The organism is Anoxybacillus sp. FSL W8-0382, assembly GCF_038003845.1.
Classification (GTDB): domain Bacteria; phylum Bacillota; class Bacilli; order Bacillales; family Anoxybacillaceae; genus Anoxybacillus; species Anoxybacillus flavithermus_G.
On record NZ_JBBOPX010000001.1, the window covers coordinates 1044125 to 1058301 of the forward strand.

Annotated in this window: 11 protein-coding genes and 1 pseudogene; 11 read left to right on the plus strand and 1 reads right to left on the minus strand. The window is 45.4% G+C overall.

All coding sequences use genetic code 11. The annotated features are described in order from the left end of the window. The first annotated feature begins 8 nt into the window (after positions 1-8). The 6 genes and pseudogenes from NSS60_RS05510 (at position 9) to NSS60_RS05535 (ending at position 8734) form a co-directional block, all read left to right on the plus strand. Positions 9-1307, plus strand: a complete 1299-nt coding sequence (locus tag NSS60_RS05510; protein WP_340720702.1) for a dihydrolipoamide acetyltransferase family protein — start codon at positions 9-11, stop codon at positions 1305-1307. A gap of 163 nt (positions 1308-1470) precedes the next feature. After that, a complete protein-coding gene (locus tag NSS60_RS05515) occupies positions 1471-3501 on the plus strand; it encodes a methylmalonyl-CoA mutase family protein (protein WP_004889626.1) in 2031 nt (676 codons plus the stop codon). Beyond that, positions 3485-5680, plus strand: a complete 2196-nt coding sequence (gene scpA, locus NSS60_RS05520; RefSeq protein WP_004889627.1) for a methylmalonyl-CoA mutase — start codon at positions 3485-3487, stop codon at positions 5678-5680. Before NSS60_RS05515 ends, scpA begins: the two co-directional genes overlap by 17 nt. After that, the gene (gene meaB, locus NSS60_RS05525) at positions 5677-6777 is read left to right on the plus strand and encodes a methylmalonyl Co-A mutase-associated GTPase MeaB (RefSeq protein WP_340720703.1); all 1101 of its coding nucleotides are present in this window, start codon (positions 5677-5679) and stop codon (positions 6775-6777) included. Before scpA ends, meaB begins: the two co-directional genes overlap by 4 nt. A gap of 64 nt (positions 6778-6841) precedes the next feature. Then, a complete protein-coding gene (locus NSS60_RS05530; RefSeq protein WP_004889630.1) occupies positions 6842-7780 on the plus strand; it encodes an aromatic acid exporter family protein in 939 nt (312 codons plus the stop codon). Positions 7781-8231: 451 nt separating this feature from the next. Continuing rightward, positions 8232-8734 (plus strand): annotated as a pseudogene (locus NSS60_RS05535) (L,D-transpeptidase). A 30-nt stretch (positions 8735-8764) separates the two neighbouring features. On the opposite strand, the gene prli42 reads toward NSS60_RS05535, so the two are convergent. Then, positions 8765-8860, minus strand: coding sequence for a stressosome-associated protein Prli42 (gene prli42, locus NSS60_RS05540; RefSeq protein WP_009373849.1), 96 nt, complete (start codon positions 8858-8860; stop codon positions 8765-8767). 142 nt (positions 8861-9002) lie between these two features. Here prli42 and mce point away from each other — a divergent pair, with 142 nt between their 5' ends. From mce to gndA, 5 genes are all read left to right on the plus strand, one after another. Beyond that, the gene (mce, locus tag NSS60_RS05545) at positions 9003-9416 is read left to right on the plus strand and encodes a methylmalonyl-CoA epimerase (RefSeq protein WP_339173619.1); all 414 of its coding nucleotides are present in this window, start codon (positions 9003-9005) and stop codon (positions 9414-9416) included. Further along, on the plus strand, positions 9413-10963 hold the full coding sequence (locus tag NSS60_RS05550) for an acyl-CoA carboxylase subunit beta (protein WP_340720950.1): 1551 nt from the start codon (positions 9413-9415) through the stop codon (positions 10961-10963). The genes mce and NSS60_RS05550 overlap by 4 nt, the downstream gene beginning before the upstream one ends. A gap of 117 nt (positions 10964-11080) precedes the next feature. Continuing rightward, a complete protein-coding gene (locus NSS60_RS05555) occupies positions 11081-12205 on the plus strand; it encodes a M20/M25/M40 family metallo-hydrolase (protein WP_340720704.1) in 1125 nt (374 codons plus the stop codon). 4 nt (positions 12206-12209) lie between these two features. Then, complete coding sequence (locus NSS60_RS05560) at positions 12210-12677, plus strand: chemotaxis protein CheW (protein WP_340720705.1); 468 nt, start codon at positions 12210-12212, stop codon at positions 12675-12677. Positions 12678-12741: 64 nt separating this feature from the next. After that, on the plus strand, positions 12742-14151 hold the full coding sequence (gndA, locus tag NSS60_RS05565; RefSeq protein ID WP_340720706.1) for an NADP-dependent phosphogluconate dehydrogenase: 1410 nt from the start codon (positions 12742-12744) through the stop codon (positions 14149-14151). Positions 14152-14177 lie beyond the last annotated feature (26 nt).

The following is a 14177-nucleotide window of genomic DNA, read 5'->3' on the forward strand; positions in this document are numbered from 1 at the left end:
GAGTGACGATGGCGATTGAGAAAATTACGATGCCACAGCTTGGTGAAAGCGTAACGGAAGGAACGATTAGCCAATGGCTCGTATCGGTTGGCGATCGCGTCAATAAATACGATCCACTTGCTGAAGTAATGACCGATAAAGTCAATGCAGAAATTCCATCTTCATTTGCTGGTGTTATTAAAGAAATTATCGCAAAAGAAGGGGAAACATTGCCTGTTGGTGCCGTCATTTGTACGATTGAAGTCGAAGGAGAAGGACAAGTAGAAGAAAAGCAAACGAGCGTGGAAAACGAATTGCCGCCGACGAATGAACAAGCGAATAAACAACCGATGAAAAAGCAAGGCGGTGAGCGCGGACGCTATTCGCCAGCTGTTCTTCGTCTCGCGCAAGAACATAACATCGATTTAACACAAGTGACAGGAACAGGTATGGGCGGTCGCATTACGCGCAAAGATTTACTCAAATTCATTGAGTCTGGTAACGTACCGAAAGCGGATGCGCCAAAGCAAGTCGCCGAGCCGATCCAACAAGTAGAAGTATCGAAACAGGAAGTCGCACCAAAAGTGGAATTACCAAAACAGCAAGCACCGAGCGTTTCTGTGCAAGCGGGCGACATCGAAATTCCTGTCACACCAGTGCGTAAAGCCATTGCGACAAACATGCTTCGCAGTAAACATGAAGCACCGCACGCATGGACGATGGTTGAAGTCGATGTGACGAACTTAGTCGCTTATCGCGATTCGATTAAAGACGAATTTAAAAAGCGCGAAGGGTTTAACTTAACGTATTTTGCGTTTTTTGTAAAAGCGGTGGCTCAAGCGTTAAAAGAATTCCCACAAATGAACTCGATGTGGGCAGGAGACAAAATTGTTCAAAAGAAAGATATTAACATTTCAATTGCCGTAGCGACAGATGACGCACTTTTTGTCCCAGTTATTAAACATGCGGATGAAAAATCGATTAAAGGGATTGCACGTGAGATTGCGGAATTAGCCGCAAAAGTGCGCGCAGGCAAGCTCCGTCCGGAAGATATGCAAGGTGGTACGTTTACGGTTAACAATACAGGTTCGTTTGGCTCCGTTCAATCCATGGGAATCATCAACTATCCACAAGCGGCGATTTTACAAGTGGAATCGATCGTGAAACGACCTGTTGTAAAAGACGGCATGATTGCTGTTCGTGATATGGTTAACCTTTGCTTATCGCTGGATCATCGCGTGCTCGATGGCTTAATTTGCGGCCGCTTCTTAGCGCGCGTGAAAGACATTTTAGAAAACATATCGAAAGACAATACGCCAATTTATTAAACGAAAAGAGGGTGTCCACTTAGGACCCCTCTTTCATCATATTATCCATTTTACACTTGTTCGTTGCCCAAGCAGTCTATATATACTACAATAAATATGTAATGAATGTTTCAAAAATTGAAAAGAAAGCGCTTTAAATGTCTTCAAAGGGGAGGGGTTGTTAATGGCGGATTTGTTAACGATGAAAAACGCCTCGTTTCCTATTCCGAAATATGACGAATGGGAACAAGAAGCAGAAAAATCGCTTAAAGGAAAACCGCTTGAAAAGTTAGTGACAACAACGTATGAGCAACTACAAATAAAACCGATCTATATACGAAGCGACATAGAGACAACTCCTGAGCAATATCCGGGGTTTCCTAGCTATGTGCGCGGGACGGAGCCGGATGGGTATATGAAAAAGCCATGGGCAGTCAGTCAAGCCATTTCTGCCAAAAGTCCTAAGGAATGGAACGAAATCGCAACATACGATATCGCAAGAGGACAGACGGAAATTCATCTTATTTTAGACGAGCTCGGATTTTCTATCACGTCGCTAGAGGATGTCGAAACGATGTTTTCTGGCATTTCGCTTTCCGACTATTCGATTCGTCTCGATGCAGGGGCATGTTCGTTGTCAGTTTTGGCGCTGTTTATCGCTTATTTTCATAAGCAACAACTTCCGCTCGATTCATTGCGCGGAACAATCGGCATGGATCCGCTTTCGGCATTAGCGATAAAAGGAGAACTTCCTACGTCGCTTTCGACGCTGTATGACGTGATGGCGGATGTGACGAGATGGGCGAAAGAACAGCTGCCTTTGATAAAAACGATCATCGTTCACGGAGAACCGTATCATCACGGTGGGGCCAATGCGGTGCAAGAGTTAGCGTTTTCGTTTGCGACTGCCGTCGAATATATCAACGAATGTTTAAAGCGCGGGTTGACGGTCGATGAGGTGGCCGAACGAATGAGTTTTTCGTTCGCGATCGGTGCTGACTTTTTTATGGAAATCGCGAAACTGCGCGCGGCTCGTGCGATGTGGTCGAATATTATTCAAGCGTTTGGCGGCAGCGAACGAGCGCAAAAAATGTCGCTTCATGCGCGAACGTCGTATTTCACGAAAACCGTTTATGACCCGTATGTAAACATGCTTCGGGCATCAGCAGAAGCGTTTGCTGCGATTGTCGGTGGGGCGAATAGTTTACACGTTTCCCCGTTTGACGAAGCGATTCGACCAGCGGATGAGTTTTCCCGAAGAATTGCCCGTAATACACAATTGATTTTACTAGAAGAAGCGCACATCGGGAAAGTCATCGACCCGGCTGGCGGCTCATATTATGTGGAAACATTGACGGTACAAGTCGCCGAAGAAGCATGGAAACTGTTCCAACAAATCGAAGCAAAAGGCGGCATGACAAAAGTGCTTGAAGAAGGATTTGTGCAGGCGGAGGTCGAAAAAGTCGCTAAGTTGCGCGAACAAAATGTGAAAATGCGCAAAGAAAAAATTGTCGGCACAAACTTTTACGCTAATTTAGCAGAACCGCCGGTGCAACAACGCAGCGCTTCTGAGCAGTCGCTCGATGAGGTGCATGGCAACGAAGTAAACGTTACATTTAGCGGAACATCATGGATGCAAACAGCTGTTTCTTTCGCTCAACGTCGAGCGACCGCTCAAGACATAAACGCCGCGTTAGCAACGGCCGGCCCTTCCATTGCGATTCAGCCGATTCGGCAATGGCGCTTGGCAGAGCCGTTTGAGCAGCTGCGGAAAGCGGCGGAGCATCACTCGGAAAAGAGCGGGAAACGTCCGACGGTGCATCTGATCAACCTCGGTGCGATTCCGAACCATAAAGCGAGAGCCGATTTTATCACCGGCTTTTTTGAAGCGGGCGGTTTTGCCGTCGTTAAAAATGACGGCTATATGTCGAATGAGGAAGCAGTAAAAGGAGCGCTTGCTGCGGGCGGAACTCATTATATTGTTTGCGGCACCGATGAAAGCTATATCAATACCGTTCCAGCGCTTGCGTCGGAATTGAAAAAAGCGAATCCACAGCTGAAACTGTACGTCGCTGGAAAACAAGCGCCTGACATCGAAAATACATTCGTTCAAGCAGGGATTGACGGGTTTATTCACATCGGTTCGAACTGCTATGAAACGCTTGTAGCGTTTATGAAGGAGATGGGGGTGGCTCTCGATGGGCAGAAAGGTTGATTTTACGAACGTTTCCTTGCAATGTCCGAAAGATCTTGTAAGCGAACAACAATGGAAGCAGACAATCGAAGAAAAGCTGCAAACATCGATTGACGACCTTTTTTTCCAAACAAACGAACAAATTACGCTTAAACCACTATATACAAAAAAAGATATTGAAGGTTTTGACTTTCTTGACTATATGCCGGGTATTCCACCATATTTACGCGGACCGTACCCATCCATGTACGTCAATCGTCCATGGACGATCCGTCAATACGCTGGTTTTTCTACTGCAGAGGAAAGCAATGCGTTTTATCGCCGCAATTTAGCGATGGGACAAAAGGGCTTGTCTGTTGCGTTTGACCTTGCTACCCACCGTGGTTACGATTCAGACCATCCGCGCGTTGTTGGCGATGTCGGCAAAGCAGGGGTCGCTATCGATTCCGTCCTCGATATGAAGACGTTATTTGATGGCATTCCGCTTGATCAAATGTCCGTATCGATGACGATGAACGGGGCTGTGCTCCCAATCATGGCGTTTTACATCGTTACCGCCGAAGAGCAGGGAGTGACGCAAGACAAACTGTCCGGCACAATCCAAAACGACATTTTAAAAGAATATATGGTGCGCAATACGTATATTTATCCGCCAGAAACGTCGATGCGCATTATCGCCGACATTTTCGCCTATACTGCAAAATATATGCCAAAATTCAATAGCATTAGCATTTCCGGCTATCACATGCAGGAAGCTGGTGCGCCGGCGGATATTGAGCTTGCCTATACGCTTGCCGATGGGCTTGAGTATGTGCGTACAGGCTTAAAAGCAGGCATTGACATCGACTCGTTCGCCCCTCGTTTATCGTTTTTCTGGGCAATCGGCATGAACTATTTTATGGAAGTGGCAAAAATGCGTGCGGCGCGCGTGATTTGGGCGAAAATGATGAAAACATTTAACCCGAAAAATCCGAAGTCGTTAGCGTTGCGAACGCATTCGCAAACATCAGGCTGGAGTTTAACCGAACAAGACCCGTTCAACAACGTTGTCCGTACACTCATTGAAGCGCATGCAGCGGCGATGGGGCATACGCAGTCGCTTCATACGAACGCACTTGATGAAGCAATTGCGTTACCGACCGACTTTTCTGCGCGCATCGCTCGCAATACGCAGCTTTATTTGCAAGAAGAAACGGGCATTTGTCGCGTCATTGACCCGTGGGCAGGCTCGTATTACGTCGAAACGTTGACGAACGAACTAATGAAGCGAGCGTGGAAACATATTGAAGAAATCGAAAATCTCGGTGGTATGGCGAAAGCGATTGAAACAGGATTGCCAAAAATGCGCATTGAAGAAGCAGCAGCAAGACGGCAAGCCAAAATTGATTCTGGTGCGGAGACGATTATCGGTGTGAATAAATATCGTCCAGAAAAAGAAGAGCCGATCGATATTTTAGAAGTCGATAATACGGCTGTTCGCATGCGACAAATCGAAAAATTAAAACAGTTGCGTGCGTCTCGGGATGAAGCGCGTGTGCAACAAACGCTGCAAGCGATTACGAAAGCGACGGAAACAGGCGAAGGAAACTTATTAGAATTGGCGGTAGAAGCCGCTCGTGCGCGCGCGACGTTAGGCGAAATTTCGTATGCAATTGAAAAAGTAGCAGGCCGACATAAAGCAGTCATTCGTTCCGTTAGCGGGGTATATAGCGCAGAGTTTACGAACGAAGAAGAAATTGCACGCGTCAAAAAAATGACGGATGAATTTTATGAGTTAGAAGGAAGACGGCCGCGCATTTTAATCGCCAAAATGGGTCAAGATGGACATGACCGTGGGGCAAAAGTGATCGCGACCGCATTTGCAGATTTAGGGTTTGACGTCGATATTGGTCCGCTTTTCCAAACGCCGGAAGAAACGGCGCGACAAGCGGTTGAAAACGATGTTCACGTCGTTGGGATGAGCTCGCTCGCTGCTGGACATAAAACGTTACTGCCACAGCTTGTGGAAGAGTTACGCAAACTAGGGCGAGAAGATATTATTGTTGTCGTTGGTGGCGTCATCCCACCACAAGATTACGAATTTTTATATGAACATGGTGCAGCGGCTATTTTTGGACCAGGTACGATCATCCCGGTCGCAGCTCAAAAAGTGTTGCACGAAATTTATCGACGACTCGGTTACGAGGAAGTGAGCGAATGAGCGAGGAGCGAACATCTCGACCAGAATGGGCGGATGACCACAATATGTTTACAACGTCGTACGTGAAAGGAAACGATCGTGTTCAGCCGACAAAAGAAAGACGATGGGTAAAACGAAAAGAGCTTTCGATTGAAGAATATGTCGCAGGTGTATTAAATAATAATAGAACCATTTTAGCGCAAGCGATCACACTCATTGAAAGCAATGCGGCAAAACATACAGAAAAGGCTCAGCGCATATTGCATGAGATCCTTCCTTATGTAGGGCGTTCGGTTCGCATTGGCATTACTGGTGTTCCGGGTGCAGGCAAAAGCACATTCATTGAAGCATTCGGACAATTTTTATGCGATAAAGGTCATCGGGTTGCGGTATTAGCGATCGATCCGAGCAGCTCGCTTACAGGCGGAAGCATTCTTGGCGATAAAACGCGCATGGAATATTTAGCTCGCCATCCGCGTGCGTTTATTCGTCCTTCTCCATCGGGTGGTACGCTCGGGGGAGTGCATCGGAAAACACGTGAGACGATGTTGCTTTGTGAAGCAGCAGGATATGATATTATTCTCGTGGAAACGGTCGGTGTTGGTCAAAGTGAAGTGGCAGTACGCGGCATGGTTGATTTTTTTCTATTGCTTGCGCTAACAGGCGCTGGTGATGAACTGCAAGGAATGAAAAAAGGGATGATGGAACTCGTCGATGCGATCGTTATTAATAAAGCAGATGGTGATAATAAACAGAAAGCAGAGTTGGCGAAAGAAGAATATAATCAAATTTTACATTATTTACGCCATGCCACGAAAGGATGGGAGACGAAAGCATACACATGCTCTTCTCTTCACGGAGAAGGAATTGAACAAATTTGGGAAGTAATCGAACGGTTTGTGCAAACGACAAAACAATCCGGCGTGTTTGAGGAAAGAAGAAAGGAACAGATGAAAGATTGGCTGCATGCGATGATTAAAGATTATTTGCATATCCGCTTTTTTCATCATCCGGCTGTACAGCAACAATTGCCGAACATTGAACAACAGGTGATGGAAGGAAAACAGCCGGTCACAATGGCCGCACAGCAATTAATTCGTTTATACGAGCAAACGTAAAGGTGTCCGTTATGGGCACCTTTTATTGTTGAATATGTTATAATGAGGGCGGAGTGTGATAGTCATGTTAAAAATTGGTTATCGAACAGTGAAGACAGCGATTGGAACAGCGAGTGCCATTGCGCTTGCCCAATGGTTGCACCTTGAAAATTTTGCTTCTGCCGGCATTATTACAATACTTTGTATTCAAGTGACGAAAAAAAAGTCGTTGCAGACGGCACGTGCTCGCTTTGTTGCCGGTTTAGTTGGCTTATTGTTTTCATTTCTCTTTTTTGAAGGACTTCGCTATCATCCGCTTTCGATCGGTTTATTGCTGCTGTTTTTCATTCCAACGACTGTTGCCTTGAAAGTGACCGAAGGGATTGCGACAAGTGCGGTTATTATTTTACACGTATACATGGCGAAAGCGATGACGTGGTCTCTCGTATATAACGAAGTGATGTTAATGATCATCGGGATCGGTATCGCTTTACTTGTCAATATGTACATGCCAAGCGTGGAAAAAGATTTAAAAGAATATCAACGGATTGTAGAAGATTTATTTCGCATCATTTTTAAAGAAATTGTTCATTATTTACGGACGAACGAAAGCTTGTGGGATGGGAAAGAAATTGCGCTAGCAAGCGATACGTTAAAGCGAGCAAAAGCGCTTGCGTTACAAAACATTGAAAACCATTTTTTACGCAATGAAGATTATTATTATCGATATTTTCGTATGCGTGAACGACAATTTGAAATTATTGAACGCATGCTGCCGCTCATCAGCTCGATGACGTACACAGTTGAGCAACGAAATATGATTGCCGATTTTATTGATGAATTAAGCGATGCGATTCACCCGGGAAATACAGCAGACCGTTTTATTCGACAACTTGAGGAGATGAAAAAGCAGTTCCAACAAATGCCTTTGCCAAAAACGCGCGAGGAATTTGAAGAGCGAGCTGCTCTTTTGCATTTTGTAAAAGAGATGGAGCAATATTTAATCATTAAAAGTCAGTTATAACGGTATGATCGCTCTTTTTTGATGCACAATAGTCAACTACCCCCACTTAGCTAACGCTTGAAGTGGGGGCTTGCAACTCCCCAGAAGTGCAAACGGACTTTGTCCTCCTTCCTTGACTTGGGGTTGCATCAGGGGCAGGTTGACGACTACCCAACGATGCAGGTCATGCCCGCATCGTTACCGATTCTCTCGGCATGTCTGTTGGCAGTACTTGGCTTCCACACACAACAGACGGACCCACGCTCGATGTTTTACGGTTACAACGTTTCCTGTAACCAACTCCATACATCGAGTAGCAGTTACTGGAGTGCCTTTATTAAACGGTTTTCTCCACGCCTCTATTATATCATACACAAAAGAAAGAGGGAACGCGCATTCCTCTCCCACTTACTCCTTTGTTCGTTGAAGTGGGAGTCTCCTGCGCGAAATAGGATGAAAAAAGGGTGAGATCATGCCGTTTTTGTTTGCTTTCTTTCTTTTTCTTTCACCGCTTTGGTCGCTTGGAGATAATCCGCGCGTGGGTGATCCGATGATTATTGTCAATAAGCAAACGAACCAACTTGCTTTTATTCGCCATGGGAAAATTGAACGCATATATCGAGTGGCGACAGGAAAAACGAATGCACTCACGCCAGAAGGGATATTTACGGTAACTGTTAAGGCAGTAAATCCTTATTATCGGAAAAAAACATTCCAGGAGGAGCACCGAACAACCCGCTTGGTACGAGATGGATCGGATTTGATGCACGTGGAACGGACGGTCGAACGTACGGCATTCATGGAACGAATCGACCCGAATCGATTGGACGTTATATAACGGAAGGATGCGTACGCATGCATAATCGCGATGTCGAAGCGCTATATCCGAACGTGCCATTAGGAACGAAAGTAGCGATCGTAAAAACGAACGAATCATTTCATCAGCTCGGGAAAAAGTACGGGGCGCTTAAATAGAACAAGCTGGCCGAATACGGTCAGCTTGTTCTATATCCACATGCTTAATCCAGCAAGCAAAGATGTTAACAGCATCGAACCGAGCATTAAATAAACAACAATTTTTTGCACTTTTTTTGAATGCATCATCTTCACCTCTTCTTCCTATTGTACAAACATGCTGTTCGGCAAACAAGTATGAAAACATGCAAAAAAAGAAGGAAAAAAGAAAAAAGGTGTCGAAATACATACACGGTTTGCAGCCGAGAACAACAAAGGGGCTGGGGTAATGGAAGTAAAAAAAGTCGATCATATTGGTATTGCTGTGAAATCATTAGATGAGGCGCTTCCGTTTTATACGGATACGCTCGGTTTATCGTGCGTTGGCATTGAAACGGTCGAATCAGAGCAGGTGAGGGTAGCATTTTTAAAAGTCGGCGATGTAAAAATTGAATTGCTTGAGCCGCTTTCTGAACATAGCCCAATTGCTTCTTTTATTGAAAAAAGAGGCGAAGGGATTCATCATGTCGCGCTTGGCGTCGATGATATTGAACTGCGCATTCAGGAGTTAAAAAATAATGGCATTCGCATGATTCATGAGCAACCAAAACGCGGAGCGGGAGGGGCGCTTATCGCCTTCATGCATCCAAAGTCCGCTCACGGAGTATTGTACGAGCTTTGTGAAAGAGAGGGCGGGCAATAATGGATATGTATGATAAAATTAATGAGCTATATGACCGCCGGCGTGAAATTGAACTCGGTGGCGGCGACGATAAAATCGCCAAGCAGCACGCGAAAGGGAAATTAACGGCAAGGGAGCGCATTGATCTTTTGTTGGATGAAGGGACGTTCGTCGAGTTAAACCCGTTTATTGAACATCGTTGCACCGATTTTGGATTAGCAGGAAAAAAAGGTCCGGGTGACGGAGTTGTCACAGGATACGGGAAAATCGATGGTCGAACAGTGTTTGTATTTTCACAAGATTTTACTGTATTCGGTGGCGCGCTTGGGGAAATGCACGCGAAAAAAATTGCGAATATTATGGACTTAGCAGCAAAAACAGGTGTACCAATCGTTGGTTTAAATGATTCCGGTGGTGCCCGCATTCAAGAAGGAGTATTGTCCCTCGATGGCTACGGCCATATTTTTTACCGTAATTCCATCTATTCTGGCGTCATTCCGCAAATTTCAGTCATTATGGGTCCATGTGCGGGTGGTGCTGTCTATTCACCTGCCATTACCGATTTTGTTTTTATGGTCGAAAAAACGAGCCAAATGTTTATTACTGGACCGAAAGTGATTGAAACGGTGACAGGAGAAAAAATTAGTGCGGAAGATTTAGGTGGTGCCCGCGTTCATAATACAATTAGCGGAAACGCTCATTTTTCAGGAGCGACAGAAGAAGACGTGCTTGCCCAAGTACGACGGCTGTTAAGCTATTTGCCAGCAAACTGCCAAGAAAAACCACTGATCAAGCCTGTTGCCAATGAAGATGACTACCGTCCTGATTTAGCGGATGCGATTCCAATTGACGCGGTCAGACCGTACGATGTGCGCAACGTTGTGCTACAAGTCGTTGATGAAGGATCGTTTATGGAAGTGCAAAAAGATTTTGCGAAAAACATTGTCATTGGCTTTGCGCGCATGAAGGGAGAAGTTGTCGGACTCGTATGCAACCAGCCGAAGTTTATGGCGGGAGGACTAGATATTGACTCATCGGATAAAGCAGCCCGCTTTATTCGCTTTTGCGATTCATTTAACATTCCGATTATTACATTTGAAGACGTGACAGGCTTTTTCCCGGGAGTCAAACAAGAACATGGCGGCATCATTCGCCATGGGGCGAAAATTTTATATGCGTATTCGGAAGCGACCGTGCCGAAAATTACGGTTATTTTACGGAAAGCATACGGTGGAGCATACGTTGCATTAAACAGTAAATCGATCGGGGCGGATGTTGTGTACGCATGGCCAAATGCAGAAATTGCCGTTATGGGGCCACAAGGGGCGGCGAACATTATTTTTGCAGGCGAAATTGAAAACAGCCCGAATCCAGAAGAAACAAGAGCGCAAAAAATTGAAGAATATCGCGATAAATTCGCCAATCCTTATGTTGCAGCGAAATACGGCATGGTTGATGATGTTATCGACCCACGTGACACGAGAATCAAGCTTATTCAAGCACTCGACATGCTTCGTCATAAGCAGGAAGAACGCCCGAAAAAAAAACATGGGAATATTCCGTTGTAAGTATATACCGCCAGTTGTTTGGCGGTATATGTTTTTCGAAAAATAATCGTACGATTTCGCAAACGATGTAAAAATCCGTTATACTTAAAGATGAGTACATACATAGGAGGAAGTATGATGGTCAATAAGCAGCGTCTAGTTGAAGAATTTTTAGAGCTTGTGCAAATTGATTCGGAAACGAAATATGAGCGCGAGATTGCGGATGTGTTGAAAGGAAAGTTTGAAGCGCTCGGTTTGCACGTCATTGAAGATGATACGACAGCGCAAACAGGGCATGGGGCGGGAAATTTAATTTGCACATTGCCAGCGACAAAAGAAGGAGTCGATCCAATTTACTTTACATCTCATATGGATACCGTTGTGCCAGGCAAAGGGGTAAAACCGTCCATTCAAGACGGTTACATTGTCACAGATGGTACGACGATTTTAGGAGCGGACGATAAAGCAGGGATTGCCGCCATGTTTGAAGCGATCCGCATGTTAAAAGAAAAACAAATCGCGCATGGGACGATTCAATTTATTATTACTGTCGGTGAAGAATCGGGGCTCGTTGGAGCGAAGGCGCTCGATCCATCGCTCATTCAAGCGAAATTTGGATATGCGTTAGATAGTGATGGAAAAGTCGGACAAATTATCGTTGCTGCTCCGACGCAAGCAAAGTTGAAAGTGACTGTTCACGGAAAGACAGCTCATGCGGGTGTTGCCCCAGAGCGTGGTGTATCAGCCATTACGATCGCCGCAAAAGCAATTGCGCAAATGCCGCTTGGGCGCATTGACGAAGAAACAACCGCAAACATCGGCCGTTTTGAAGGGGGAACACAAACGAACATCGTTTGCGATCGTGTCGATATTTTAGCTGAGGCACGTTCCCTTGTGCCAGAAAAAATGGAAGCACAAGTCGCAAAAATGAAAGAAGCGTTTGAGCGCGTAGCGGAAGAAATGGGCGGTCGTGCAGATGTTCATGTGGAAGTGATGTATCCAGGATTTAAATTTGGTGACGGAGATCATGTTGTTGAAGTGGCAAAACGAGCGGCTGAAAAAATTGGTCGTCCACATGAGTTGTTGCGCAGCGGCGGCGGTAGCGATGCGAACGTCATTGCAGGATTCGGCATTCCAACGGTCAATTTAGCGATCGGTTATGAAGATATTCACACAACAAATGAACGAATGCCAATTGAAGAACTTGTTAAAACAACGGAAATGGTCATCGCTATTATTGAGGAAGTGGCTGCGAGGGGGTGAAACGATGAATAAAGTCGTCGTTTTCCAATTGTCTAACGAACAATACGCCATTCCGGTCGAACATGTTGTTTCCATCGAAAAAATGAGCCAGCCGACGCTCATTCCGAGCATGCCTTCGTATATGATTGGCGTTGTGCGCATTCGCGGTGAACTTGTTCCCGTGCTTGATACGTCGCAAATTTTATATCGCCGTCCGTATGCAGAAACAGAAAAAACGCGGCTTGTCGTCGTACATACGGGCGATTTACATGTCGCGTTCATCGTAGACGATGCAAAAGAGATTATTGATATTCCACCACATATGATGAAGCAAGTGAATATGCTTGCTTATCAACAGACGCCATATTTCATCGGGATTGCCAACTTGCCTGATCGGCTCATTACTGTTATCGATCCGACGATATTGTTTGACAATTTAGAAGGAGCAAGCTCAATTAAAGAACATATGAGGAATGAGAAACAGAACACTTGAACGAGAAAAGAAGATTATGGTATGTTCTTTTTTGAACAATCAAAAATAGAAAGGAACGTTTACTATGGCGAAACAACAAATTGGTGTGATCGGTTTAGCGGTCATGGGAAAAAACTTGGCGCTCAACATTGAAAGTCGCGGGTATTCGGTAGCAGTATATAACCGTTCGCGTGAAAAAACAGACGAGTTTTTACGAGAAGCGGAAGGGAAAAACATCGTCGGTACATACAGCATCGAAGAGTTTGTTAACGCGCTTGAGAAGCCGCGCAAAATTTTATTAATGGTGAAGGCAGGCGCGGCAACAGACGCAACAATTGAGCAATTAAAGCCGTATTTAGAAAAAGGCGATATCGTCATCGACGGCGGCAATACGTATTTTAAAGATACACAACGTCGCAATAAAGAACTTGCGGAACTCGGCATTCATTTTATCGGTACAGGCGTTTCCGGCGGAGAAGAAGGGGCGTTGAAAGGTCCTTCCATCATGCCGGGCGGACAAAAAGAAGCGCACGAACTCGTCCGTCCGATTTTTGAAGCGATCGCGGCAAAAGTCGATGGCGAACCGTGCACGACATATATCGGTCCAGACGGTGCAGGCCATTACGTAAAAATGGTGCATAATGGCATCGAATACGGCGATATGCAGTTAATTGCCGAAGCGTACTTTTTATTAAAACATGTGCTTGGATTAAACGCCCAAGAGCTTCATGAAGTATTTGCCGAGTGGAATAAAGGGGAGTTAGATAGCTATTTAATCGAAATTACGGCAGACATTTTTACAAAAATTGATGAAGAAACAGGAAAGCCGCTTGTCGATGTCATTTTAGACAAAGCAGGGCAAAAAGGGACAGGAAAATGGACGAGCCAAAACGCGCTCGATTTAGGCGTTCCGCTTCCAATTATTACGGAATCGGTATTTGCTCGCTTTATTTCGGCGATGAAAGAAGAGCGCGTGAAAGCAAGCAAGCTATTAGCTGGACCAGCTGTGAAACCGTACGAAGGCGACCGTGCGCATTTCATCGAAGCTGTTCGCCGTGCGCTTTACATGAGCAAAATTTGCTCGTACGCCCAAGGCTTTGCGCAAATGAAAGCTGCGTCAGAAGAATACAATTGGAATTTACAATACGGCAACATCGCGATGATTTTCCGCGGCGGCTGCATTATTCGCGCGCAATTTTTACAAAAAATTAAAGAAGCGTACGACCGCGATCCAGCGCTGCCAAACTTATTGCTTGACCCATACTTTAAAGAAATCGTCGAAAACTATCAACAATCGCTTCGCGAAATCGTTGCAACGGCAGCGATGCGCGGTATCCCGGTTCCGGCATTTGCCAGCGCTTTAGCATATTACGACAGCTACCGGATGGAAACATTGCCAGCAAACCTTATTCAAGCACAGCGCGACTACTTCGGTGCGCACACATACGAGCGCGTCGACAAAGAAGGCATCTTCCATACGGAATGGTTGAAATAAACGAACCCCCTAGGGCAAATGGCTCT